The organism is Polyangiaceae bacterium (assembly GCA_016715885.1).
Taxonomy (GTDB): domain Bacteria; phylum Myxococcota_A; class Polyangia; order Polyangiales; family Polyangiaceae; genus Polyangium.
The window spans coordinates 416,448-441,811 of sequence record JADJXL010000015.1; the positions used below are offsets into that span (position 1 = coordinate 416,448).

Below are 25,364 nucleotides of genomic sequence, written 5' to 3' on the forward strand. Positions count from 1 at the left end.
TAACTTGACGGAGATCACGATGAAACGACGTCGCACGCTGGGTTTCGGCTCCATTTTGCTATCGGTACTGGCTGCTGGCACATTGTTGGGAGGTGGCTGTTCGTCGGGACCCGCGCCGGTCTTCACGGCCGGCGGTCCCGAAGAATTGCGCTTGGCGGAAGAAATTGCCTTTACCATCCTCGATGAAGAGCTCGCAAAGGATGGTCGGAGCGCACGAGAAACGTTCCAAATAACAAAAGTATTCGTCGACGACCTTTCGATGGCGCACACGCGCGTAGAGCAATACGAAAATGGCGTGCCCGTTTTCGGCCGAGAAGCCATCGTCCACCTCAATCCCGACGGAACGCTGTTCACGATCACCGATACGATCGATCGTGACGTGATTCGGTCGCCGATCTCCACGACACCGATCTTATCGGCGGATGAAGCGATCGCCGCAGCCGTTGCCATCACGCAAGGCCCCACCGGGTCTGCGCCGCCTCCCACGGTCGAGCTGGGCATTCTCGACATTGCCGAATCCAAGCGTGCCGAACCGCGCCTCGCATATCGCGTCGAAATCGACCGATTCCTGGATAATCCCGAGCCCGAGGTGCCCGTTGTTTTCATCGACGCCGAAACGGGTGAAGAGCTTTTGCGTTTCGACAGCATCAACAGAGCAACCAGCTCGGCCAATACGCTCTACAGCGGCACGGTGAACTTCACGACGCACGCTGCGGCGGGCGTATGGTACTTGGGCGATACCGGCCGGCAGCTCTTTACGTGCACGGCGGCGCACAACACGGATGGGTCGTGCAAGTCCATTTGGAGCACGAATGGATCGTTCACGGACACGGGCAAGATCCGCGCGGCGTACGACGCGCATTACGCTAGCGAAAAAACGTTCGATTATTTCAAGAACGTGCACAATCGTAATGGTGTCGACGACAATTACGGCCCCGACAAGACCACGGTTTCTCATACGAACATCGGTGCATTCACGGTCTTGCCGAATTGGGGTTACGGCTTCAACGTGGCCTTGTGGAAACCACCGTTCGCCGCCTTCGGTGACGGTTACGACGGCTATTTCAGCCCGCTCGTCACCATCGACAGCGTTGCGCACGAAATCACGCATGGAGTCGTCGATTACACGGCAAACCTCTGGCCGATCAGTGAATATGGCGCCATCGACGAATCTTGGGCGGACGTCTTCGGCGCCATGGTCGAACGATCCGTGTATGGCGAAAACGCAAATACGTGGACCATGCTCGAACAATGCATCACGCCGGGCAAAGGCGGAGATGCTTTGCGGTACTTTGCGAATCCGCACGCCGCGAATTTCGGTCAACAACTCACGGCGGACGATGATCCGGATCACTACACCGAGCGCTACACTGGCGCGAATGACAATCCGCCCAAGGACGCCTACGGTATTCATCACAACAACGGAATTGCCAACAAAGCGTTTTACCTGGTGGCAAAAGGTGGTGATCACCACAAAGGTGGGACGATGGCGGACGTCGGAGTGCCCAATGGCATCGGTGCTGACAAGGCGGCGGCGATTTGGTATCGGGCGCTCACCACGTATATGGTGCAAACGTCCAAATTCTGGGAGGCTCGCGAGGCTACGCGCAATGCTGCAAAGGCGATGTTCGGCGAAGGTAGCACCGAGCACTTGGCCGTCACGCATGCATGGGGTCTCGTGGGCGTAGGGCAGCAAGTCCCCTCCGCGTGCTCGCATAGCGTTTGCCTGGAGGGGGACAAACTCGACCTCACGTGCAATTCGTGCACGAAAAAGGTTTGTCAGACGTACCCTGATTGTTGCAACACGCAATGGACCGCGGCGTGCGTGACAGCCGCGCAGACGCTTTGCGGAAAACAATGCACGACGTGTTCGTCCGGCTTGTTCAATGGTGCTGGCGCTGGTGTCGTCAACGTGGCGAACGATCTTCAATTTGGCCCGTCGAGCTCCTTTACGATTTCGATGTTCGCCAAGCTGACTTCGACGGTCGGCCAGCATTTGCTCGTCAAAGGCGACAACAACACGCAAGAATGGTCGTTCACGTACAGCAATGGGCAGATTGGTTTCAATCGCCAGGGCGCCAACGTCCTCGCCGTTTACAATACTCCGATTGGCGAATGGCATCATTATGCCGCCACCTACGCCAATGGAGTCGTCAAGCTCTACGAAGATGGCACTCTGAAGGTGACGGGAAACGGGACCATCGGCAACTCCGCGAACACGCCGCTCGTCATCGGCAATTACCCAAGTACTGCGACCGGCATCGTGGGTGAAGTGGATCAGATCACCATTTTCGGCAAAGAGGTCGGGCCTTCGGACATTGCGAGTTTAGCCATGCGCGTCAAAAAGCCGGTAGCCGTTGGCGGCGTCGTTGCTGATTGGCTCTTCGACGAGCAGGCGGGCACCACAGTTGCCGATGCAAGCGGCAAGGGCCATTCGATGAACCTTGGCACCGTCGCTTGGAGTCCGACATGCGGTATCGCATGCCCATACACGAATGACATCAACGGTGATGGCACCAAATGCGTTGCATACGCCAATTGCAAGGAAATCAAAGATGCATTCCCCTTGGCGCCCGACGGAAAGTACTACATCGACCCCGACGGCCCGCAAGGATCAGCGCTCACGCAATTCGTGTTGTGCAACATGACGGAAGATGGTGGTGGGTGGACCCTCGCTTTCAATCACGGAACGACGTTCGACAAGACGGCTCCGGGAGTGCGAAACATCGACTGCTTTGCGACCTCCAATTGCACGAGCTTGGCGTATTCGACGGTGCCCATTGGTTTCGACCTCATGCTGGAGGTCGACGATGTGCCCATGATCGGCAATTCGCAAAAGATGCGATCGGTGATCAAAGGTGTAAACGCGCAGGTCATCGGCAAGACGCTCCATGACCTCGCCAACACCCCCGGCAACTGGACGCTGGAACAACCCAATAACTCGAATGTGACGCACACGTTCTACTCGGGCTACACCTGCGCCTCGTGGGTCGACTACAGCAATTCGATCATGTGCAACACGGACCAACTCGTCATCAACGATCTGATGAATGGATGCGGCAAACCATCCTTCGTCATTGGCTCGAGCCAAACGACGCAATGTGCAGGTTGGCCGGAAGAACCCAATCAGGATGGTTTCAACTACTACCCCGACTACTTCCGCGTGTGGGTGAGGTAAATCAATGCGAATCTCTGAGCGATTGTCGTTCTTTTCAGTGCTCACCCTCGGAGCGCTGCTCGGGGGCGGATGCGAAATCATGGCGCAAGTCGATCGAAGCCAGATCGACCCAGGCTCGGGTGGAGCCGCTGGACAAGGCGGAGACGGACCGGGCGGCGGCGGGCAAGGCGGCGGCGGGCAAGGCGGCGGCGGGCAAGGCGGCGGCGGGCAAGGCGGCGGCGGACAAGGCGGCGGCGGGCAAGGCGGCGGCGGGCAAGGCGGCGGCGGGCAAGGCGGCGGGCCGACTGGATGCGTGATCATTGAAGATTGCCCCGCTCCTGCAGGGCCTTGCGAGGAGACGACGTGCACCAATGGCGTGTGCGGCTTCTCCCCACTTCCCGACCAGACGCCCATTGCCAATCAAACCATGGGCGATTGCAAGGCCATCGTGTGCGACGGTGCCGGTAACAGCACCGAAATCAACGATGACCTCGACGTTCTCGTCGACGCAACGGAATGCACGATCGACTTCTGCACCGCCGGAACGCCCATGAGCATGCCGACTGGCTTCGGCGCACCTTGCATGGAAGGCAATGGCGAGCTTTGCGACGGCAATGGCGTATGCGTGCCTTCGACGTGCGGCGATGCTGCAATCAGCGGCGCGGAGGTTTGCGACGACGGCAATACGGACGACGGCGATGGATGCGATTCCAATTGCACGCCCACGGGATGTGGCAATGGTATTCCAACGTTCGGCGAAGAATGCGACGATGGAAACATGGTCGAGGACGACGATTGCACGTCCACTTGCAAGGTGTACGGCTGCGGCAACGGCATCGTGGAGGGAACCGAAGCTTGCGACGATGGCAATTTCGTCGACGGCGATGGATGCGATTCCAATTGCACGATGACCGGATGCGGCAACGGCGCGCTTTCGTCCGACGAAGGCTGCGACGACGAAAACATGATGGATGGCGACGGATGTTCGGCGACCTGTCAGCCCGAAGCAGATTGGCAATGCACGACAAACCAGATTCCAAGCGTCTGCACGCTTTCGGAAACAGATTGCGGCGACGGAATGGACAACGACAACGACGGCATGACCGACGTTGCCGATTCGGATTGCGCGCTCGCCAATGAGATTTTCGGTTGCAATGCCGGGGAAACGATGTACGTGATGAGCTCGGTGGACGTACCGAAGAGCGTTGCGGACGAAGAAGTGGTTTTGAGCCGGATCACCGCATCGCATCCAGGGCTCGTGAAACGCGCCGTGGTAAAACTGTCCATTACGCATCCGTTCGTCACGGATCTCGATATTGCGCTCGTTTCGCCATTCGGTACGCGTGTCGCGCTATCGACCGACAACGGCGAGGATGGCATGAATTACACCGATACGCTGTTCGACGACGCGTGCATGACGTCCATCTACGAAGGCACGGCGCCGTTCACCGGCTGCTATTGGCCGCAAGATCCGCTGCTGATGCTGGTGGATGAAGCGGCCGACGGTGAATGGGCGCTCGAAGTGGGAGACGACGCGCTAGGCGACCAAGGTTTTGTAAAAGCCTGGTCGCTTGCCCTGTGCGTCGCGCCGCTTCCCTGAAAGCTCGTTGCACTCCGACGAACCCCACAGGCACCGAACACATGCCACGCGCCGGACCGAGGCTTTCCTTTTGGTCGGGCGCGTGGTAGGGTCTTGGTCATGGCGGGAGACGCTGCACCCAAGTCTTATGTGAGCTACGCCGATTTTCTCGCAATGGAGCGAGAAAGCGTCACGCGACACGAATGGCTGGATGGAGTCATATACAAGTACCCGGAAAGCACGATCGCACATGCGGGCCTCTCAGCAGCTGTAAGTGCAGAAATTCACAACAACATCCGAGGAAATCGCTGCTCGGTCTATAGTTGCAATCTACGGCTTCGTGTTCTCGCAACAGGCTTTTCCACCTATCCGGATTTGACGGTAGTGTGCAAAGCGTTAGAACTGGATCCTGAAGATGCGGAAGCCGTAACCAACCCAAAATTAATTACAGAAATTTTTTCTCCTGCGACGGAAGCGCGCGATAGAGGTCACAAATTCGAGCATTATAGGCGCATTCCGTCCCTTGCAGAATACGTATTGATTTCAGAGAGCAAGCCGTACATTGAAGTATGGCGAAGAAACGCAGCCGGCAGGTGGGAGCTCGCCGAGGAAGCCTTGACTGGACAAACGGCGCAGCTCGCGAGCATCGAATGCACGCTGTCTGTAGACGAGATCTATACCGACCCGCTCAGCGCCGCGTGATCACCCCTCCAGCGCCACGTCCACCGCCACTGCCTTCACCACCCGCACGAGCTCCTGCGGATCGATCCCTACCAAAAACCCGCGCCTGCCGCCATTGATGTATATCTTGGGCAAACCCAAAATGGTTCGCTCCACGTAAATCGGCATCGGTTTCCGCAAACCAAACGGACTCGTCCCGCCCACCTGAAACCCACTGTGCCGCTCCGCCACGTCCGGCTTGCACGGCTCGACGCGCTTTTTCCCAATCTGCCGCGCCAAATTCTTCGTCGATACCTCGCGGTCCCCATGCATCAGCACGATGAGCGGCTTTTTGTCCTCGTCCTCCATCACGAGCGTCTTGACGACGTCGTGTTCGGACACGCCAAGCTTCTGGGACGACACCCGCGTGCCGCCCCGTTCCTCGTACTCGTAAGGATGCTCGGAAAACGCCACGCCATGCTTTTTCAGAAAAGCCGTGGCGGGCGTTTCGGATACCTTGGACATGGCACCGTGTTCCTGTTCCCCTAAACCACGCGGCGGGTTAAAACCCGCCGCTACACATTGAAAAGTCCTCCCGCTCGCGCGGGGGTACGCGGCGAAAGTGGGGATTCGTATGTCCCACCACCAGTCCCGAACGGCAGTGAGGGACTTTTGAATGTGTAGCGCGGGGTTTCAACCCCGCGCGTGGCTGCATCGAGGGACTAAATGTCGAGGTTCTTCACGTGCAGCGCATTCGTCTCGATGAATCGCCGCCGTTCGTCCACTTGCTCGCCCATCAGAATGGCAAACAAACGCCCCGCCTCGGCTTCGTCGTCGATCTTCACCTGAAGCAGCGTCCGCGCGTCCGGGTTCATCGTCGTTTCCCAAAGCTCCTCGGCATTCATTTCACCGAGACCTTTGTAACGGCTGATCGTAATCCCCTTCTTGCCTCTCTCGTCGATGTATTCGATGAGCGCTTCGCTCGTTTCTAGCGTTCGGTCGTCATGACCCTTACTCACCGTGATCCAAGGCCCAGCGCCTGCCATGTCGACCAGCGTCGCTTCAATCGCGAGCGCTTCTTGATATTCGGGCAATCCGAGCAAATTCCAATCCAGATTGCTCACCCGACTACCCGCTCCCGGACGCGGCACCACCTCGATACGATGCGCCCCGTGTTCGGAATCGACACGCGCCTCCACCTTGAACGGCATCATGTCGGGGTAACGTTTTTCCAGGTACGCGAGCAATTTCTTGCTCGCCTCTTCCACCTTCGCCGCATCCCGCAAATCCGCTTGCGACAATGCCGTCGCCCGAATCACCGACGCCACGATGCGCGCATCGCAATGCTTGTCCAAATTGCTCAATACTACGCGGAACCGACGCAGGCGCTGCGCCAATTGTCGTAGTGGTGCGCCCGATACTTCGCGATCACGCTTTTCAGTCGTCACCACCAAGTCTTCGACCGCATTGCCCACCAAGTACTCGTCGAGCGCTTGCTGGTCCTTCAAGTACATGTCTTTCTTGCCCTTGCGCACGCGATACAGCGGCGGCTGCGCAATGTACAAGTGACCTTGCTCGATCACTTCCCGCATTTGCCGGAAGAAGAACGTCAACAGCAACGTGCGAATGTGCGACCCGTCGACGTCGGCGTCGGTCATCAGAATGATCTTGTGATACTTCAGCTTCCCAAGCTCGATGCCGTCGTCGTTTTCGTTCTTTTCGTCCGCTTGCTGAATTCGTATGCCGCTGATTCCGCAACCGAGCGCCGTAATCAACGTGCCGACTTCGGCCGAGCTGAGCATACGATCGAGACGCGCGCGTTCGACGTTCAGGATTTTCCCACGGAGCGGCAAAATCGCCTGGAAATGCCGATCGCGACCCTGCTTCGCGCTACCGCCGGCGCTATCTCCCTCGACGATGTAGATCTCGCTCACCGTCGGATCCTTCGATTGGCAATCCGCAAGCTTTCCCGATAGCGACGTAATGTCGAGCGACCCTTTACGAATCACCTCGCGCGCTTTCCGTGCCGCTTCTCGCGCCCGCGCCGCCAACACCGCCTTTTCGACGATCTTCTTCGCCGTCGGCGGGTTCTCCTCGAACAATTGCCCGAGTTTGTCCGACACCGCCCTTTCGACGATACCCTTCACCTCGCTCGATACGAGCTTCGACTTCGTTTGCGAATCGAAAGACGGGTCCGGATGCTTCACGCTGAGCACGCACGTGAGCCCCTCGCGAATGTCTTCGCCCTGCAGCTCTTGCTTCAAATCCTTGAAGAGGTTGTGCGCTTTACCATAACCGTTGATCGTTTTGGTCAAAGCCGACCGCAAACCGGCCAAGTGCGTTCCGCCATCCTTGTTGTGGACGTTGTTCGTGTAGCAGTAAATCTGCTCCGTGTACGAACCACTCCATTGCATCGCGACTTCGACCGTAATGGGCGGACCCGCCGGAGGACTCGTGCGTTTGTCCGCCTTTTCACCATTCGAAGGTGCTTCCGGGGCCGCCTCCACCACGAACGAAATGACCTCGGCGTGAATCGGCTCTTGGACCTGGTTGAGCAGCGCGACGAATTCGGCAATGCCGCCCTTGTAGAGCAACGTTTCACTACGTCCCGAAGGCCGCTGATCCTCGAGGTGAATGATCAAACCCGCATTCAAGTACGCCAGCTCGCGCAATCGATTGGCCAGGACGTTGTAATTGAATTCGGTGACCGTGAAGATCTGCGGGTCGGGCTTGAACGAGACCTTCGTTCCCGTCTTGTCCGTCGCGCCCACCGCATCGAGCGGCCCGCGCGGTACGCCGCGACCATATTCTTGGTACCAAACCTTGCCTTCGCGCTTGATCTCGAGCTTCAACCATTCGGAAACGGCATTGACCGCCGATACGCCCACGCCGTGAAGCCCCGCGCTGACTTTGTAGCTCGCGTTGTCGAATTTGCCGCCCGCATGCAGCACCGTCATCACGACTTCCGCCGCGCTCACGCCCCGCGCATGCATGCCCACGGGAATTCCACGCCCGTTGTCCTCGACAGTCACCGAGCCGTCGAAATGCACCGTCACGCGAATTTCCGTGCAATGCCCCGCCAAATGCTCGTCCACCGCATTGTCCACGGCTTCCCACACCAAGTGGTGCAGACCCGATCCGTCGTGCACATCGCCGATGTACATGCCCGGTCGCTTGCGGACCGCTTCGAGTCCCTCGAGCGCCGTGATGCTGTGCTCGTCGTAAGATTGCCCTTTGGATTCTACTTGCTGGATGCTCGTGGCTTCGGTCGTCATCGTCATCGTGCTTTGGCTTTCCCGCAAAATGTGCGGCCAACGTGGCTACGACTCATTCGAGCCGTCGAGGCGCTTTTCTGTCCCCGATGCCAATGCGTCGGACCCGTACGGGACAACCCACCGCGAGCAATATGGCATCACTCGCCAGGGGCCGTTTTGAGTGGCCGAAATCTAGCTTTTTCACAGCTCCCAAGCAAGCGCCGCGCAGCCTTTTTCATGCGGAAAATACGCCAGCCGGGCAACTATGGAGGCGCGATGACGACCTCCCCTGCCGAAATGTGAAAATCGGCGCGATCGCCCGCCCATTCCCCAGGCGTCCGGATGAGCTCGGGACGCGTGGTCGTCAGGAAAATCTGACCTCGGTGGAGACTCAAAAAAGAAAAAAGCGCCACCGTACGCTCCGGATCGAGCTCGCTCGATACATCGTCGAGCAAAAGCAAAGGCTCGACGCCCCGCTCCTTCGCTATCGTCGCCGTCTCCGCCGCCTTCAGCGAAAGCGTCAACGCTCGATGCTGTCCCTGCGACGCAACGATCCGCACGAGATGTTCTCCGAATCGCAACTCGAGATCGTCCCGATGCGGACCAAATCCCGCACTCGGACGCATCGCATCCTGCCGCCTCCGCCGCTCGAGCTCCTCACGCGCCTTCGACACATCCGCTGAACCACCAGGCACGTAACGCGCGACGAGCTGCAAGTCGGGCGACGCAATCTGCGCGAACGCAACTTCGAGCTCACGCACCAAAAGCTCAGCCGCTCGCGCACGCTGCTGCGTGAGCGCTGCACCATGCTCGGCACAAAGCGTTTCGAAAGCCAAAAGCTCGCTGCTCTCGGTCGCTCCACGCTTCAGCAGTTCCTGCCGCGCCTTGAGCGCATGCGCATACCGCGCGCGCGTCTCGCTGCTGCGACCGTCCACGAACAGCGCAAGTCTGTCGAGCATCGTTCGACGTCCAAGGGCCGGACCCGAGGACAAACCCAGTTCGTCAGGGTGAAACACCACGACCGGCGAACGCGTCGCATACTCGACGAGCGCTTTTGGTTTGTCGCCGTCGATGCGCACGACCACACCGCCACCCTTGCTCGCCGTCCCCGCACTCTGCTCACGCGCAAGCGGTTCCGAACGCATCACTGCGCTCGATGAAACGCGCCCGAACACTCAGCGCACTCTCGCCATGCCGCACGAGCTCGCCGAGTCGCGACGTGCGAAAACTCTTCGACGTCGCTACGAAATAGATGGCCTCGAGCAAGCTCGTCTTGCCGTGACCGTTGTTGCCCCAAATGACGTTGAGTCGAGGTGCGGGGGAAATGTCCACCCGCGATAGAACGCGCAGGCCGCGTACGCTGAGCCGTTCGAGCTCGAGACGATTCATTGGAAAACCGACGAACGAACCACAGTCTGGTTCGAAGTCGCTAGATGCGCATGGGCATGATCACCGACACGTAGCTTTCTTGTGCCGGTTCACCAGCCGGACGAAGCACAGCCGGATCGAGCTCGCCAGAGACGCCCAGGATGATTTCGTCGCTGTCGATGGCGCCGAGCACGTCGAGGAAATACTTGGCGTTGAAACCAACTGTCACCTCGGCACCCTCGTAGTCGATCGGCACTTCGTCGAAGCCGTTGCCACTCTCGGGACTCTCGCTCGTGATGCGAAGCGCGCGCGGCGTCACCGTGAGCTTCACGCCGCCCGTTCGATCACTCGCAGCGAGCGACACGGCACGAAGCGCATCGGTGAAAGGCGCTCGCGGAGCGCGAATGTTGCGGTCGCTCGCCGCAGGAATGACCTGCTGATACGGCGGAAATTGCGCATCGACGAGCTTGACCGAAAACACCATGCCCCCGACGGAGAAAAATGCGTTCGGCCCGCTCTGCGTGATGGTCACGGTCGGCGGTGCTTCCTTCTCGCCTCGTGCACCGTCGGCGAGCCTGCGCAGCTCGTGAATCGCCTTCAGCGGAATGAGCATCGTCGCCGTCGCGCTCGTGCCTTCGAGCGTCACTTCCATCTTCGACAAGCGATGACCATCGGTCGTCACCATGCGAACGCGATTGCCCGCCCACTCGAAGAGCGCGCTGTTCACATGCGCGCGCGTCTCGTCCGTGGAGATCGAAAAATGCGTCCGCGCGATGAGCCGCGAGAGCAAGTCCACGGGCAACTCGAGTGACGGCGCATCGGCCGCAGGCTTCGGAAGCTGCGGAAACTCGCTGCCCGGCATGCCGTGAAGCGTGTACCTGCGCGGTGAGCCGACGGCCTTGATGATCGTCTGCGCACCCTCGCGCGCCGTCACCTGAATGGGACCATCCGGCATCGCCTTCACGCGGTCGAGCAAGTCTTTCGCTGGCACCGCAACGGAACCTGCACTCACGATTTCCGCAGCCGTTTGGCCACTGACCGAGAGGTACAAGTCGGTTGCAGCAACACGCAGCGCGTTCCCATCAGCCGCGAGCAAAACGTTGGCGAGCACCGGCATGGCGCTCTTCTTGTCGGCTACGCCCTGACAGCGGTCGACCAAACGGAGCAGATCTTTTTTGGCAATGACGAGGTCCATGGCCCTGTTTCACCGTGCGCAGAAGGCAACGGCCCGGTCCCTCTTAGCAGGGTTATCGCCTCGGCGAAGGCCGAAATGCACAGACCACGACAAGTGTTGGTTTTGTGACACGCCGTACGGCTCAGTCTATGATCATGAGATCTAGAAATTTACTTATACGTGATCGTCGTAGGGCCTGTGGACAGTGTGGAGAAGTCCAGAAAGCGTAGCAATATTCATCGGTTGCAGAGCCAGCCCGGCGTGGATAACCGGGGGGTTCGATCGGGACGAATCGGGAACAACCTGACGGGCGTCCGGAAGTACCTGCAACTGTCCCCAGGTGGATCCTGGAGATCTACCGAGGTTGTCCCCAGGTTCTGCGTCAGGGTTGGTACTTTGAAACAGTAACATAAATAACGTTTCAGAAGTTCGATTTTGAAGTGGCCCTGGGGCGCAGAATGGCCGAACGTAGGGTTCTCGCGATGAGCGAACTCCGCTGCCGCCACTGCGGCATCCGGCACGACGAACGGCTCGTGATCTGTCCGGCGACGGGACTGCCCCTTGGGCCAGCATCCGGTTTGCCGCCGCGCGGAGCTTCGAACACGCCTCGCCCGTTCATACCGGCTGCACCGACGATTCCGCGAGCCATCGGGCCGGGCGCTGGAGCGCGCCCCGTCGTGCCGCCCGTGACGGCGCCGCGTGCGATTCCCGCTTCGCCCAAGGCGGGCGAACCATCGCCCGCGAGCGTGCGCAAGCTCGAGCAACGACGTGACCTCGTGGGCGTCGAAGTCGGCGGCAAGTACCGCATCAAAGCGCTGCTCGGACAAGGTGGCATGGGTGCGGTGTACGAGGCGGAGCACGTCGCGATTGGGCGGCTCGTCGCGGTCAAAGTTCTTCATCCCAAACACGCACAACAGGCCGAAGCGGTAGCGCGTCTTCGTCACGAAGCACGCGTGGCGGGCAACATCGGTCATCCGAATATTTGCGAAACGTACGATCTCGGAAGACTCGACGATGGCTCGCCGTACCTCGTGATGGAGCGACTCGTTGGCGAGACGCTCGACCAACGCATCAAGCGTGAAGGTGCGATGCCCGAGCGCGACCTCATCGACGTGATGCTGCAAGTGCTTTCGGCGCTCGGAGCGGCTCACGACAAGGGGATCATTCATCGCGATTTGAAGCCGGAGAACGTGTTCCTCATGCGTCGTCCAGGCTCGCCGGCGGTCGCCAAGCTGCTCGACTTCGGCATCTCGAAAGCGATACACGACAACCGCGATGCGGACCTCACGATGCCTGGCATCGTCATGGGAACACCGTACTACATGGCGCCCGAGCAAGCGCGAGGTGACAGGGGGCTCGATCATCGCGTCGACATCTGGGCGGCGGGCGTCATCTTGTACGAGTCGCTCTCGGGTCGTCGCCCGTTTGTCGCACGAAACTACAACGCGCTGCTCGTGCAGATCCTCACGTCGAAACACAGGCCGCTTTCGGAGGTGCGACCGGGCATCAACCCGGCCATCGAACGCATCGTCGACAAAGCGCTTGCGAAGATGCGCGAGGATCGTTTTCAAACGGCGCTCGAATTTCGCGAAGCACTTCGCCGCGTCATCGAGCCCGAAGCGCCGCCGCTGTCGATCCGCTCTGCGCCTCAACCGCAACCGACGCGCGTGTCGTTTTCGACCGAGCCCGAGGATGACGAGACGGTCGTTCTGTCGTTGACGAACAAGGAAGTTGCGGTGCTTGCGGCGGCGCGAACGTCGGCACCGAAGTCGTCACGTCATGGTGCGGCGTCGTTCAACTTCGACAAACCTTCGTCGCCGGGCGCATCCGTACCGCGTGCTCCGGGGTCGTCGATGGGCGGGTCGAAGACGTTGCCGCTTGGACAGCCGGTTGCTGCTGCGAAGGAGTCGGATCGGGTTGCTTGGTTGCCGCCTCCGCCGGCCATCTCGGATGAGCCGACGATCGAGCGAGCGGAGACGCCGTCGGTGGGTGTCGTACCGCTCGAGTCGCCGCCGATGACGCAGCGAGGGGCGCATCATCAACCGGAGCGGCTGCACTTCGATGACGACGATGGCGAAGACGAGCACACGCTGGTCGATCCTCCATCGTTTTCGGGTGATCGCACGACGCTCGTTCGCCCGTTTCCGCCGCCATCTGGGAAGGGTCGGTGAGTCGCGTTGGGCCGTTCGAAAATCACGCGTGTCACGACGAAAGGGTTGGTCAAGACGTACGGGTTCACGGTGGCGCTGCGTGGCGTCGATGTGACGATCGACCGTGCGCAGCTCACGCTGATCGAGGGTGCGAACGGATCGGGAAAGTCAACACTTCTCGGTATTCTGGGGACGGTTGTACGGCCGACGGCGGGCACGGTCATCTACGAGCCGCTGGGTGACGATTTGGATGAGGTGCGGCACGAAGTTGGGTGGTTGTCGCACGAATCGCTCACGTATCCGGATTTGACGGGTCGGAAGAACATCGAGCTTGCGGCAAGTCTGGTGGACATGTCGGTGGACGACGTATGGGAGCGCGTCGCCGACAGGTTCGAGCTTGGGGCATTTGCGAATAGGCCGGTGCGCACGTATTCGCGAGGGCAGAAGCAGCGAGTGGCATTGGCGCGGGCGCTGGTGCACGGGCCGTCGTTGGTGCTCTTGGACGAGCCGACGACGGGGCTGGACAAGGCGGGGGTGAAGCGGCTGCTATCGGTGGTGGACGACGAGGTCGCGCGCGGGGCGGCGGTGGTGGTGGTATCGCACGAGCCGGAGCTATTTCGGGAGCGGGCGAAGGCGCGGTGGGTGCTGGAGCGCGGGCGGGTGGTGGAGGGGAAATAGGTTTGGCGGGGATAGCCATATTTCAGAACATTCAAAAATATAAAATATTCGAATGCGGCGTAGCGTTACAAATCAACGATTGGTATTACTTCGCAATGCATTATTGAATTCAGTATCAATGTCGGACTTCGATACTTCGCTAACGTCCCCCGCCATCATCCGCAGCCAAGTCGCCCATGCCTGTGTGCGCTGCCATTCCTCTGCGCGGCTCAATCGTTCAACATCGAGCTCTTTGGTCCTGCTCATCCAGCAAACTCCTCGAGTGCACTTCTAGCATGGCTGCGTCGTCCACCCAAGTTCATGTCTACCGAGCGAACGGCGCTTCGTGCCATCACCAGTTGACACCGCCTCCTCCCTAAGCGACCGTACGGACCAATCAAGGAGGCGACGGACAACATGGGGCTCATCGAAAAGCGGCTCATCAAAGAAGCAAAAGAAACCTGGGTGCCCGAAGAACAAAAGGACATGCGCGACATCGCAAGCTCCGAAGTCGTCATCGACATCGACTGGCCCAGCTTCGAGAGCGATGAGCCCGCCCTTCGAAACCTCCAACACCTCGGCGTACGCAAAATGTCCAACGCCTTTCGCGTCATCTGCGTCGACGAGCTCGGCAAAGAAGCCGTGCGCGAAAGCATCAAGCGCTTCGTCGTCACGAACGTGAAAGACGCCAAAGAAGGCTCGGTCCACCTCACAGATGGCACCCTCACGCTGAGCTGCGCCTTCGCTAAAGGGTCGGACGGGTGCATGGGCGACCTGCAAATCGCTCGGGCGCTCGAACGCATGCTGTAGAACGCTTCCGAGTCACGTGGTATGAGGCCCGCCATGCGCGACTTCGACCAAACCTTCCCCTCCCTGCTCAGCGACCTTCACGAGCTCGATGTCGACTTCGACGAAGACAACATCGACTTCGAGCCGTACCAGGAATTCCTGGCCCCCGAAGACAATGCCTCGTGGATTCGTGCGTGGACCGGGAACGATTCACTGAATGGATCCGAATACCGAGTTTTTGGTCAGGACGGGACCGGCGGGTATGCCGCATTTTGGCTCGTTCGTAAAGACAAGCCATTGCTCGAGCAACCCATCGTGTTTTTCGGCTCCGAAGGCGAAATCGGAATCGTCGCAAAAGACTTTTACGATTACTTGTGGCTCTTGGCAGGAGGGTTTGGCCCGTACGAGGCGGTGGAAAGCAAGCGCCACAAGCCCAAGCCGAATGCCGAATTCACCAAGTTCGCCGAACGTCACGCGAAAAATCGCAAAAAAAAGCCGCTCGACATCATTGCCGCCGCGAAAGCCGAATTTCCCAAGTTCGAGGCCGACGTGCGAGCGCTCTGCAAATAATACGAGCGCAAGTCACAAAAATACGCAAAGGCGCAAAAGTTTCAGAGTTGCGTCTTTGCGAGGCGCCATTCTTCGAGAATCGATAAAACCGCGTCTCGCGTAATCCGGTCCGTCGGCTTCGCCCTCGGCAGCACGTGAGGTTTTGCCGCAATGCCGAGCCACGCGATTTCATCTGCGTTCGTGCCCGTCGACGTATCCGGCACAGCGGGCGGCTGAAGCAATAACGTTGGCTGTGGCAGCTCGGGCGCAAGCGTACGCAGCGCGTGAAGTGCGGCCGTGACGTCGTGCAAGACGCCAAGACGATCGGGCGCGACGAGCAGCAGCAAATCGGGCCGCAAAGCTCGAGCAAGGTCCATGTTCGTGCGACCTCGGTCAATCGGCGAGAGCATTGCACCGGCGGTTTCGACGAGGACCACTTGGGCGTGGTGTGAATCGACCCAGCTCGTGATGCGATCGAAGTCGATGACGACGCCCGCGCGACGAGCTGCGAGGTGCGGCGAGACGGGATCGGGGAATGCGTACGGCTGGGGGCTGATGGGATACGAGCTGACGGCGGCGAGGGATGCAGCGTCGGTGGACGCGCTGGTCGTGTCGATGGGAACGCCCGATTCGATGGGTTTTAATGCGGCAATGGCGATGCGCATGTCCGCGAGGGTTGCGGCAATGGCGATCGAGGCGTGCGTTTTTCCGATTTCGGTGCCGGTTCCGAGGACGACGATGCGGGTCATGGCGCGATGGTTGGACGCGGGGCTGGGGCGGCGAGCTCGGACCAGGCGTCGCGAAAGACGTTGAGGAAAAGCTCGATTTGTTGATCGGAGAGCCGTGCGTGGGCGGTAATGCGCAGTCGCGAGGTTCCCGTGGGTACGGTGGGCGGGCGAATGGCTTGTACGAGGACGCCTCGTTCGCGCAGGCGATTGGAGATGCGGACGGCTGCATCGGGTGCGCCGATGAAAACGGGCAAGATGGGGCCATCCGAGGGCATGAGCGCGGGGCCGACGATGCGTGCGAGCTCGGTGCGCAGGTGCCTGGCAACTTTTTCGAGGCGTTCGCGTCGGGGCTCGTCCTGGGCGACTTGGAGCACGCGTTCGTGGATGGCGCTGGCGAGGCTTGGGCTGATGCCGGTGGAGAAGACGAAGCTGCGTGCGCGGTTCCAGAGCCAGGTTCGCAATGCTCGAGGGCCGGCGACGAAGGCACCTTGGAGGCCGATGGACTTGCCGAGGGTTCCGACGAGGACATCGGGCGCGACGTTCATGGAAGCGGCGATGCCTCGACCGGCGGGACCGAGCGTACCGATGGCGTGGGCTTCGTCGACGATGAGGGCGGCGCCGTGGTGGTCGCAGATGGTGCGCAAGCGTTTCAGGTCGGGGGCATCGCCGTCCATGCTGAAGTAGGATTCGGTGACGACCCAGCGGCGGCGAGCGTGGTGGGCGTGGTCGAGAGCTCGGGCGACGGCGTCGGGGTTGTTGTGGGGGACGACGGCGACGGTGGCGCCGGAGAGGCGGCAGCCATCGATGATGGAGGCGTGGTTGAGGGCATCGGAGACGATGACGTCGCCTTTTTGGGCGAGCGCCGAGATGGTGCCGACGTTGGCGGCGTATCCTGACGAGAAGAGCAGGGCGGCTTCGGTGTCGAGCCACGAGGCGATGGTTTGTTCGGCGCGCGCATGTTCTGGGAATTCGCCGCTGACGAGGCGTGATGCGCCGGCGCCGGATGCGGGGTGCTCGATGCGGGCGTTCCCAAGCCACGGATCGCTTGCGTAGCCGAGGTAATCGTTGGAGCACATGACGAGCGCGCCTATTGGGGGTGGCTTGTGGCTACGGAGGAGGCCTTGTTCGTCGAGCGCTTTGATTTCCGTTTCGAGAAACTGGAGCGCGCCGATGCGGGTCATCGACGGTCCTCGTCGTCAGGGGCGGTGCCGAGGGTTGCGTCGATACGGTCGCGCAGGCGGGTGAAGGCGGATCTGGTTTGAGCGCGGAGCTCGGCGTGTTTGGCTTGTGCTTCTTCGAGCTCGTTGGCGAGGCGCAGGGCGGCGAGCAGCAGGGCGTGGGGGTTGGCCATGCGGCCTGGCGGTGACACTTCGGCGAGTTTCTGTTCGACAATCAGAGCAGCGCGCTGCAGCTCGTCATCGGTTCCCGACGTGACGACTTTATAGTTTTGGCCACCGACGCGAACTTGGACCGTACGTCCTCCCATAGCGGGGGCACCCTACCACGAATCGGGGCGGTTGTTTCACGTGAAACGGAGGGAACGATCACCCGCCGAGCGCGTAGCTTTCGAGGAACTCGATTCCACTTCGAACGGGGCCATCTGCGTGCACGACATAAATCGGAGCGCGCATCGCCCATGCAAGCCGTACAGCTTCATACATGAGCGCATGGAGAAAGCTTTGCGTGCAAACTTCGATACCCGCAAAGTCGAAGACGAGGAGGCGATTTGCGAGTACGGCTGGGCGGATGCGATCTTTGGCGACACCCGCGGCGAGTGTCGTGTTTTCGTTGAGCTCTCGAACTCGAATCGTTTCCGGATCGCCCGCGGGCATCTCGAAGCGTACCCAATGGCGAACCGCTCGTGCAGGGGTGCGTGCGCGAGCCGCGTCATGAATGGATTGGGTCAACTGGGCATAGTTTGTAACAGTGCTCGATGGGATCTCGAATACAACGAGAGTTCCGGGGAAACCGATACCTTGCGGCAACAGAAAACGCGGCACGACTCGATCTCCCTCGACGTCATCCCGACTGGCCAGCACCAACGCACTACCGCGACTGGCTACGAGCAACCGGCCTTGGGTGCGCTTTGCCATCTCCGCAATGAAGAACAAACCAAGGCCTGCGTTGTCGCGTGAACCCGTAAGTCCCTGGGGGAACGTCCCGGAGATATGCGGCCACAGCGCGCGTTCAAGTGCAATGCGAGGATCTTCCAAGCCCTTGTGCATTCGCCCGACGTGCTCGGGGATGCCGATGCCCGCATCAGCCACGGCAACTTGAATGACAGGGCGGTTCGCGTAGGCCCCGCGGTTCATCAATTGGGCGGCGGCAACTCCTCCCAATGTATCTTCGCTGTGTTGAATGACATTTCGCAACAACTCGATGAGAACATAACGAATGCTCAGGCGAATATCATCGTCGCTCGCGGATGGGACCATCAAGCGGCTCATCTCGTCAGCACATGAGTCTATCTCTTGGTACTGTGTTACGCGCCGGAGTCGAACGGTACGTGCAGCTTCATGCTGCGCTTGCGTTTGTTGACCTGTGATAATTTCATTGAATCCCAGCGCATAGGCGAATCTTGCTGCGTCGCCACTGCGCCCCGGCACAACACGAAGCTTTGTTGCCGTGCGTTCAGGCAAGCATAATGCAGCTAAAGCAACGAGCCCCCAAGCTTCGATGACGCCGACGTCGTCGAGGGCGAACGTTTCATTCTGGAGTCGTTCACCGACCAGCCAGGAAAGGAATGGCTCAGGCTGATCCAATTGAATGCGATGCGGCTGGGGCTGCGCTGGAAGCGCTTGCAGGGCCGTTTTCGGCAAGTTGGATGCCGACGAATGGTGTTCGGGATGCGGAAATAGCGCCTTCCAAAGATCCTCCGCCGCCTTCTGTTGCCGAGCACTACCGTGTTTGATGTAATGGTTGAGCCGTCGTCGAAGGAATCCCCGATCGATGTCGGTGAGAAGTGCCAGGGCTGCATCCAGATTACCCCCTGCAATCCCGAGGGCTCTTATGACGAGTTTCTTGGACACAGACCGAACGCTACTCATCTCCTCCACCGCACGCAAGTTTGATGCACGGCGAGCTGAGCCGTTGTTTCACGTGAAACACAAGCTCAACGGACGGTTGACCCATCCGCGCGACTGAGCGATGCAGTCAGACATGAGCGCACTTCGAAGCTTGGCGCGATGCACCCAGCGAGCCGTCGCAGTGGCACTTGGCGCATGCATCGGCCTCGTCACGCACCAAGCCAAGGCCGAACCTCAAACCACCGCCGCCATTACCATCGGAGCAGCAGGCCGCGCGCTCAACCGCCAGTTCTGGGACGAGACCGTCTTCCACCTCGGCGTCCGCAGCGATGTCCTGTTCGGCCGATCAAAGGTCTCGAGCTTCGGCTTCGGACCCTACGCCGAAGTGGCCACCCACGCGTTCGACGAACTGCAATTCGGTGGCGGTGGAGCCGCATTACTGCCCGTCATCGACGGACTTCCCATCGTGCTGTCGGCTGGAGCCTACGGCAGATACGCTCCCGCTATCGGCCTTGAACCGGGCGTCGCCGGATCCTTCTTCTGGGGCTTTCGCAGCTACAACCACCACGACCCGTACAACATGGCCGGCGGACTCCTCGCCCAATTCCGCTACGGCCTCGGCGCATCCGGCGAAACGTCCATCGTCATCTCCGCGCAACTCGACATCGTCGCCCTGTCGCTCCCCGCGCAACTGCTCATCAATGCGCTGCGAGGAGGATCCCCATCGACACGGCCCGTGAAGTGATCACCCGCGCTCGCGGATCAACTCCCAGTAACGCCGCACCGTCGCCGTCTGATCCTGCTCCCCCTGACGCACGAACTCAGCGAGCTCCACCACGTCGAGCGTAGGCAACAACGCACTCGCCTCCGATATCACATACCGGCCGCCCTGAAGCATATGAATCTTCAACTGGTTCGCTTCCCATACCCAAACTTCCCGCACGCCCAAGCCCGCATACACCGCCATCTTGTCCACCGTCCCGTGCGTTTCGACCACCTCGATAGCGATGTCCGGCTCCGTCGGCAAATCACCGACCTCTCTAAGCACATAACACTCGTCCGGCTCGAGGCCCCGAGCAGCTTCCTTCTTCTTGAACGTGGCCCCACCGTAGCCGTCGAACCGCATGTTGCGCTCGAGCGCCCAAATTTCGAGCAATCGGGCGATAAGCTTCTTGATGCGTTCGTGGCGATATGAGGTAGTCATGATCTCCAAACGGCCTTCCAGATAGGTCAATCGCAAGGACGGGTGGTCATCGCCCAGAGCGCGTAACAAGCCCTCATACGTATCCCAAGAGACGTTCTCCAAGACGACGCCGCCTTCGCGACGTGACGGATCGAGCTGTGACAGGGCGCTTGTGACGGCTTCCATGGCGCTTCTCCTCAGCCGACTCTACCACAGCATTGATTGGCTGGACACACGGTTTGCAAAAGTGGCCACTTCCATGAAGCGCCTCCAGCGACTCACGCTGGCACATGCTCAACCCTTGCTGACCTAGCAGCCGCTTCCGTCCGCCATGATCGTCCGGCTTTCTCCGTAGGCGCAACTGTTGCCACGTAGCCCGGCAACTCGGCCGAGCCCATGTTCGGCCCACCCAAGGAGGCGCAACATGATGTCATGGTGGATACGTGGTGCATTGGCGTCGGCGCTCGTTCTGGCGACCGCCTGCGGAAGCTCGGTCACTGAAAACGGCACCGGCGGCGCCGGAGGCACCGGCGGCACCGGCGGCGGGACCGCAGGAACCGGCGGCGACGGAGGCGCCATCCCACCGCAATGCGCCGTCGAAACGTCGGAACAAGGCCCCTACAACGTGAAGATCCGGTTCGAGAACAACGGCGCATTCCCAGCGTTCTTGCGAAAAGATTGCGCTCTCCAGTACACCATCGAATCCTGCGCCGATGACTACTCGGCACCCGTAGCCACCCGCACCTTCTGCAGCCAGGCGTGCGGCACCCCGAACGGATGCATCGTCTGCGGAGCTTGCCCGCAGGAAAGCGTGCAGCTCGATGTAGGTGCGAACACCGCCGATACCTGGACTGGCATGCGCTACACCTTCGGCACGACCCCCGAAGGGTGCTCCTGCCACGAAGAGCACGTCGCTCAGGCGGGGCGATACCGAATCCGAGTGCCCGTGTACGCTTCGGAGATGGATGCTCAAACAGGCACCCCCGCATACGAGGTGACCATGAACTTCGAGCTGCCCGCACCGAACGGCGCGGTGAACGTGCTGATCGGGCAATCGCCGTGAAGGAAGGCACCACATACGGGTGTTGATCAGGGAATTGCCGGCCATTGCACCTCGAGCGGTCGTGGGTGCGCGCACGTACCGCCGTGGCGAAGGGATTCAGCGCTCGTGACCGTGGAGAAGCAAGTTCAGCGATGCCGAGCGACCATCACGGCGTGCAGGCCGGAATGACGCCAGCGCATGTTCGACAGTCGACCGAGGTGTCCTGCCCGATGCGGCAGTAGAACGGCGCTTCGTCGCGCACGTCGCAATCCAGGCCTGGATTCGCCGGATCGTCCGCCTCGGCGGGGAAGTAGATCAGACACCCGTTGCAGACTGTGATCGGGAACGCCCATTCGTCCGTCTCGACGTCCACGCCGCCCAGCGTCTCACCGCGCAGGACGACCCTCGCGACGACTTCCTGCCCCGATGTGATCGACTGAGCGGCCGTCGCATCGATCAGGGTGACGCCTACCGCGCCATAGCCCGGATCGGTTCCCGTTGCGGCGTCTGCAAATCCCGATACTGGAACGAGGAAGTTGCCGTTCGCGATCGGATCACCTGCACTGTTCGTCAGGTTGATTTCTGCCTCATGAAAAACGACGCGCGACGTTTCCGTTCGAAGTGTCGAAGCGTTTCCACGACGAACGAGCTGGTTACCGACGAGCAGAGCTGCGGTGTATTCCGACGCGCCTGTTGCTGCGAACGCCGTATCGTATGCGCCGCGGAACAGGAGATCGGCATTCGAGTCCGCGAGGACCGTGCACGTATCCTGTGGGATGACCATCGCTCCGCGGATGAAGATGCTGCTTCGGTTGTCAGCACAGCCTGGGCCCAACACCATTCCAAAGGCACCAAGCGCAATGAGCGAGCCAATAAGTTTCTGCCGGATCTTCATGTTCAGGGACCTCCAACGCGCCCAGCCGCGAACCTCGAACAAAGAGGCTGAATCGCATCGTATCCAGGATTCGGTCCGGCGGCCAAGATCCCCGGTTTGAACATTTGGGTTTTGGGTCGTCTGCGGCGCCCTTCGCCCCAAACCCCGCATCAGTCGTCGTGTTTACCTGTGCTTCTGCTGAAAAACTGACGCACGTCCTCGATCGGGACGACCTCGATTCGTGGCTGGCCAACTTCTTCGAGCAGCACCAGGCGCAAGGTCGACGCAACGCGCTTTTTGTCAAATGCAACGAGCTTCATGGCTTCGTCGAGAGGCTGCTTGGACAGGTCCGTTGGCAGCCCCGTTGCCTCGAGCAGCTCGACGATGTGTTTGGCTGCACCTTTCGCGGTGATGCCTCGAGCTTGACCAAATTGCAAGATGGCCACCATGCCGAGGGCCACGGCTTCTCCGTGTGAGTCGGCTGTAGTTGCCGGCGGCTTCGAGTCCGTGGCCGATGGTGTGTCGAAGTTGAGCAGCATGCGTTCGCCGGATTCCCGTTCGTCGCGACTGACGATGCCGGCTTTGACTGCGAGGATCGGCGAATCATTTCGCGCAAGGCATCGATGTCTCTGTGGAGGACGCGTTCGCGCTCGTTTCGCATGAAGTCGATGAGCTCTGCGTCGGCGATGGCGCCGGACTTGATGACTTCGGCGAGGCCCGAGGCGTAGGCTCGATGGGACTCGGAGAGGACGTAGGCGGGGTTGATGATGACGCCTGCGGGCTGGTGGAAGGCGCCGACGGCGTTTTTGGCGAGGCCCAGGTCGACGGCAGTTTTTCCGCCGACGGCGGCGTCGACCATGGAGAGCATGGTCGTGGGAACGGCGATCCAGCGGACGCCTCGGAAGAGGACAGCGGCGGCGAAGCCGGTGATATCGGATACGACGCCTCCGCCGAGGGCGATGACGAGGGAATTGCGGTCGGCGCCGCCATCGACCAGGGCGTGGAGGATTTGGTCGACGGCGGGCCACTGTTTGTGGACTTCGCCGGGCGTGAGGGTGACTGTGCCTCCGAAGGGGATGTTGGCTGCGCGGAGGGTGTCGATGATGGGTGCAGCGGCGAGGGGTTCGACGTTCGTATCGGTGACGAGAAACGCGGTCGAGGGGGCGACGGTACGTGCGAGCTCGGCGATGGCGCTGGGGGTGTCGTCGGTGATGCGGGCGGCGTAGGTGGCGGAGCTTGCGCGAACGATGAGGGACTCGTCGCGCCATGCGTGGAGGATGGCGCGGGCGATGTCGTGTGGGTCGCGGTGGTCGGTGCGCACTTGTGCATGTGCGTCTGCATACGTGGACGCGCGTATGGCGAGCAGTTCGCGGATGCGGTCGAGGGGGTTGTGTGCGCGGTCCAGGAGCGGTCTGCCTGGACCGTGGACGCGTGCGGCGATGGTATTGGGGTGAGCGACGAGGTTGACGACGCAGGCGTGGTCGAGGGCTTCGTTGCGGAGGGACGGGTTGACGAGGGTGCCGCCGCCGAGGGCGATGACGCGCGGTTCGTTGGAGGCGAGGAGCGAGCGGAGGGTCTGGGCTTCGAGTTGGCGGAAGGCTGCTTCGCCGGCGGAGTCGAACAAGGTTGCGATGGTGGTTCCGGTGGCGGATTCGATGGTGGCATCGAGGTCGATGAAGGGGACGCCGGCGCTCGAGGCGACGAGCGGTCCCACGGTGGATTTGCCGGTGCCCATGAAGCCGCCGAGCAGCAAGGGTCGGCGAAGTGTGGTTTTGCTCATGTTATTCTGTTTCACGTGAAACACGTTCCTCACTGCCTCACCCCCTAGCCCCCTCTCCCCGTCGCAGCGTAGCTGCTCCGCGGAGAGGGGGAACAGGGCTCCACCCTTGCTGCACGTTCTTTCTCCCCCCCTCTCCCATTTGGGAGAGGGGGCTTGGGGGTGAGGCCCTTCACGCCCTCAATACCTCGCCAATTGCTCGCGGTACCCATCCACGTTGCGCCGCAGCTCCACCAAACTGTCTGCGCCAAACTTCTCCAGGAACGCATCGGCCAGCGTAATCGCCACCATCGCCTCGCCCACGACCGACGCCGCTGGAACGGCACACACGTCACTCCGCTCGTGCGCCGCCTCGAACGATTCCTTCGTCCGCACATCCACGGACGGCAAAGCTCGCTTCAATGTGGCAATCGGTTTCATTGCCGCCCGGCACACAACTGGCATCCCATTCGTGATGCCCCCTCGAACCCTCCAGCATGATTCGTCGGCCGCGTAAACCGGCGGTCAGCCTCGTCGTAACCAATCGGGTCGTGCACCAAAGACCCCCGCCGCCGAGCTGCCTCGAATCCAAGCCCCACCTCCACACCCTTGATCGCATGAATGCTCAAGAGCGCCTGACCCAGTCGGCCGTCGAGCTTGCGGTCCCATTGCACGTGACTGCCAAGCCCCGGGACGAGCCCCACCGCCACCACCTCGAACACCCCACCCAGTGTGTCACCCGCATGCGACGCCTCGAGTATCGCCTTGCGCATCTCGGCCGCCGCGCCTCCGTCCGCACACCCCACATCCGATGACCTCGCCCGATCACGTACCTCGGTCCAGGGCAACTCCGACGCCTTGGCCTCGACCGGTCCAATCGATACGACGTGCGCAAAATCTCCACGCCAAACAGCCCCGAGCAGCTTCCGGCACACCCCGCCCACCGCCACTCGACCAGCCGTCTCCCGAGCGCTCGCTCGCTCGAGAATGTCGCGCAAGTCCTTCCGGTCGTACTTCAAGCCTCCCGCAAGGTCCGCATGACCCAGTCGAGGCCGCGTCAACGCTTCGGGCACCGCGTCGAACGGAGCTGCCCCCATGCGCCCCACCCAGCTCGCATGGTCCCGATTCTCGATGCGCATCGCAATGGGTCCACCAAGCGTCTCACCACCTCGCACCCCACCCAAAAGCTCGACCCGATCCGTCTCGATCTTCATCCGACCCCCGCGCCCATATCCACGCTGTCGTCGAGCAAGGTCGTCGTCGATGTCCCCCGCAAGCAAAGGCATCCCCGCCGGCATCCCCTCCACCATCGCCATCACCGCCGGCCCATGAGATTCGCCCCCCGTCATCCACCTCAAGCGCGTCATGCCGAAACGCTAGCACTGCCGCACGTAAGTCGTTACAATGCGCGCACAGCT

Annotated in this window: 18 protein-coding genes and 3 pseudogenes; 9 read left to right on the forward strand and 12 right to left on the reverse strand. The window is 60.8% G+C overall.

The features are described 5' to 3' along the window. The first annotated feature begins 19 nt into the window (after positions 1-19). The 3 genes from IPM54_15365 to IPM54_15375 all read left to right on the forward strand — a co-directional run bounded on the left by IPM54_15365 (position 20) and on the right by IPM54_15375 (position 5,438). Positions 20-3,178 carry a M4 family metallopeptidase gene (locus tag IPM54_15365; GenBank protein MBK9261173.1) on the forward strand — a complete coding sequence of 1,053 codons (3,159 nt, stop codon included), beginning with the start codon at positions 20-22 and terminating at the stop codon, positions 3,176-3,178. A gap of 4 nt (positions 3,179-3,182) precedes the next feature. Next, positions 3,183-4,757 carry a DUF4215 domain-containing protein gene (locus IPM54_15370; GenBank protein ID MBK9261174.1) on the forward strand — a complete coding sequence of 525 codons (1,575 nt, stop codon included), beginning with the start codon at positions 3,183-3,185 and terminating at the stop codon, positions 4,755-4,757. 99 nt (positions 4,758-4,856) lie between these two features. Then, positions 4,857-5,438 carry a Uma2 family endonuclease gene (locus IPM54_15375; GenBank protein ID MBK9261175.1) on the forward strand — a complete coding sequence of 194 codons (582 nt, stop codon included), beginning with the start codon at positions 4,857-4,859 and terminating at the stop codon, positions 5,436-5,438. Here the strand turns inward: IPM54_15375 and ybaK are convergent, their stop codons facing one another. The 4 genes and pseudogenes from ybaK to dnaN all read right to left on the reverse strand — a co-directional run bounded on the left by ybaK (position 5,439) and on the right by dnaN (position 11,213). Beyond that, entirely contained in the window at positions 5,439-5,921 is a 483-nt protein-coding gene (gene ybaK, locus IPM54_15380; GenBank protein MBK9261176.1) for a Cys-tRNA(Pro) deacylase, read from the reverse strand. It abuts the gene before it with no gap. A gap of 197 nt (positions 5,922-6,118) precedes the next feature. After that, a complete protein-coding gene (gyrB, locus tag IPM54_15385) occupies positions 6,119-8,671 on the reverse strand; it encodes a DNA topoisomerase (ATP-hydrolyzing) subunit B (protein ID MBK9261177.1) in 2,553 nt (850 codons plus the stop codon). A 242-nt stretch (positions 8,672-8,913) separates the two neighbouring features. Continuing rightward, positions 8,914-10,039, reverse strand: a pseudogene (gene recF, locus IPM54_15390) (DNA replication and repair protein RecF). A 40-nt stretch (positions 10,040-10,079) separates the two neighbouring features. Then, positions 10,080-11,213, reverse strand: coding sequence for a DNA polymerase III subunit beta (dnaN, locus tag IPM54_15395; protein MBK9261178.1), 1,134 nt, complete (start codon positions 11,211-11,213; stop codon positions 10,080-10,082). 461 nt (positions 11,214-11,674) lie between these two features. Between dnaN and IPM54_15400 the strand changes: the two genes are divergently transcribed. From IPM54_15400 to IPM54_15415, 4 genes are all read left to right on the forward strand, one after another. Further along, positions 11,675-13,363, forward strand: coding sequence for a serine/threonine protein kinase (locus IPM54_15400; protein MBK9261179.1), 1,689 nt, complete (start codon positions 11,675-11,677; stop codon positions 13,361-13,363). Positions 13,364-13,384: 21 nt separating this feature from the next. Beyond that, positions 13,385-14,020 (forward strand): ABC transporter ATP-binding protein, encoded by a 636-nt coding sequence (locus IPM54_15405; GenBank protein ID MBK9261180.1) that lies wholly within the window; start codon positions 13,385-13,387, stop codon positions 14,018-14,020. Positions 14,021-14,416: 396 nt separating this feature from the next. Then, entirely contained in the window at positions 14,417-14,809 is a 393-nt protein-coding gene (locus IPM54_15410; protein ID MBK9261181.1) for a hypothetical protein, read from the forward strand. Positions 14,810-14,842: 33 nt separating this feature from the next. After that, complete coding sequence (locus tag IPM54_15415; protein ID MBK9261182.1) at positions 14,843-15,358, forward strand: SMI1/KNR4 family protein; 516 nt, start codon at positions 14,843-14,845, stop codon at positions 15,356-15,358. Between the two features lie 41 nt (positions 15,359-15,399). Here IPM54_15415 and IPM54_15420 read toward each other — a convergent pair whose 3' ends face one another. Genes IPM54_15420 through IPM54_15435 form a run of 4 tightly spaced genes read right to left on the reverse strand, consistent with a single transcriptional unit; the run spans position 15,400 to position 19,094 of the window. Continuing rightward, the gene (locus tag IPM54_15420) at positions 15,400-16,086 is read right to left on the reverse strand and encodes a dethiobiotin synthase (GenBank protein ID MBK9261183.1); all 687 of its coding nucleotides are present in this window, start codon (positions 16,084-16,086) and stop codon (positions 15,400-15,402) included. Then, positions 16,083-17,237, reverse strand: a complete 1,155-nt coding sequence (locus IPM54_15425; protein MBK9261184.1) for an 8-amino-7-oxononanoate synthase — start codon at positions 17,235-17,237, stop codon at positions 16,083-16,085. Before IPM54_15425 ends, IPM54_15420 begins: the two co-directional genes overlap by 4 nt. 5 nt (positions 17,238-17,242) lie before the next feature. Continuing rightward, positions 17,243-17,551, reverse strand: coding sequence for a cell division protein ZapA (gene zapA / locus IPM54_15430; GenBank protein ID MBK9261185.1), 309 nt, complete (start codon positions 17,549-17,551; stop codon positions 17,243-17,245). Positions 17,552-17,609: 58 nt separating this feature from the next. Then, entirely contained in the window at positions 17,610-19,094 is a 1,485-nt protein-coding gene (locus IPM54_15435; protein MBK9261186.1) for a hypothetical protein, read from the reverse strand. A gap of 130 nt (positions 19,095-19,224) precedes the next feature. Between IPM54_15435 and IPM54_15440 the strand changes: the two genes are divergently transcribed. After that, positions 19,225-19,836: a hypothetical protein gene (locus IPM54_15440; GenBank protein ID MBK9261187.1), complete on the forward strand. Its 612-nt coding sequence runs from the start codon at positions 19,225-19,227 to the stop codon at positions 19,834-19,836. Here IPM54_15440 and IPM54_15445 read toward each other — a convergent pair whose 3' ends face one another. Further along, positions 19,837-20,460, reverse strand: a complete 624-nt coding sequence (locus IPM54_15445; GenBank protein MBK9261188.1) for a Uma2 family endonuclease — start codon at positions 20,458-20,460, stop codon at positions 19,837-19,839. 238 nt (positions 20,461-20,698) lie between these two features. Here IPM54_15445 and IPM54_15450 point away from each other — a divergent pair, with 238 nt between their 5' ends. Next, positions 20,699-21,337, forward strand: coding sequence for a hypothetical protein (locus tag IPM54_15450; protein MBK9261189.1), 639 nt, complete (start codon positions 20,699-20,701; stop codon positions 21,335-21,337). A gap of 145 nt (positions 21,338-21,482) precedes the next feature. Here the strand turns inward: IPM54_15450 and IPM54_15455 are convergent, their stop codons facing one another. The 3 genes and pseudogenes from IPM54_15455 to aroC form a co-directional block, all read right to left on the reverse strand. Beyond that, entirely contained in the window at positions 21,483-22,211 is a 729-nt protein-coding gene (locus tag IPM54_15455) for a hypothetical protein (protein ID MBK9261190.1), read from the reverse strand. A 149-nt stretch (positions 22,212-22,360) separates the two neighbouring features. Further along, positions 22,361-23,970: pseudogene (gene aroB / locus IPM54_15460) on the reverse strand (3-dehydroquinate synthase). A 177-nt stretch (positions 23,971-24,147) separates the two neighbouring features. Continuing rightward, a pseudogene (aroC, locus tag IPM54_15465) lies at positions 24,148-25,313 on the reverse strand (chorismate synthase). Between the last annotated feature and the right edge of the window lie 51 nt (positions 25,314-25,364).

Coding starts and splice junctions, on each gene's coding strand:
- IPM54_15450 (MBK9261189.1), top strand. CDS start 20,699: ATGATGTCATGGTGGATACGTGGTGCATTGGCGTCGGCGCTCGTTCTG.
- IPM54_15440 (MBK9261187.1), top strand. CDS start 19,225: ATGAGCGCACTTCGAAGCTTGGCGCGATGCACCCAGCGAGCCGTCGCA.
- IPM54_15415 (MBK9261182.1), top strand. CDS start 14,843: ATGCGCGACTTCGACCAAACCTTCCCCTCCCTGCTCAGCGACCTTCAC.
- IPM54_15375 (MBK9261175.1), top strand. CDS start 4,857: ATGGCGGGAGACGCTGCACCCAAGTCTTATGTGAGCTACGCCGATTTT.
- IPM54_15370 (MBK9261174.1), top strand. CDS start 3,183: ATGCGAATCTCTGAGCGATTGTCGTTCTTTTCAGTGCTCACCCTCGGA.
- gyrB (MBK9261177.1), bottom strand. CDS start 8,671: ATGACGACCGAAGCCACGAGCATCCAGCAAGTAGAATCCAAAGGGCAA.
- ybaK (MBK9261176.1), bottom strand. CDS start 5,921: ATGTCCAAGGTATCCGAAACGCCCGCCACGGCTTTTCTGAAAAAGCAT.
- zapA (MBK9261185.1), bottom strand. CDS start 17,551: ATGGGAGGACGTACGGTCCAAGTTCGCGTCGGTGGCCAAAACTATAAA.
- IPM54_15410 (MBK9261181.1), top strand. CDS start 14,417: ATGGGGCTCATCGAAAAGCGGCTCATCAAAGAAGCAAAAGAAACCTGG.
- IPM54_15400 (MBK9261179.1), top strand. CDS start 11,675: ATGAGCGAACTCCGCTGCCGCCACTGCGGCATCCGGCACGACGAACGG.
- IPM54_15365 (MBK9261173.1), top strand. CDS start 20: ATGAAACGACGTCGCACGCTGGGTTTCGGCTCCATTTTGCTATCGGTA.
- IPM54_15455 (MBK9261190.1), bottom strand. CDS start 22,211: ATGAAGATCCGGCAGAAACTTATTGGCTCGCTCATTGCGCTTGGTGCC.
- IPM54_15420 (MBK9261183.1), bottom strand. CDS start 16,086: ATGACCCGCATCGTCGTCCTCGGAACCGGCACCGAAATCGGAAAAACG.
- dnaN (MBK9261178.1), bottom strand. CDS start 11,213: ATGGACCTCGTCATTGCCAAAAAAGATCTGCTCCGTTTGGTCGACCGC.
- IPM54_15445 (MBK9261188.1), bottom strand. CDS start 20,460: ATGGAAGCCGTCACAAGCGCCCTGTCACAGCTCGATCCGTCACGTCGC.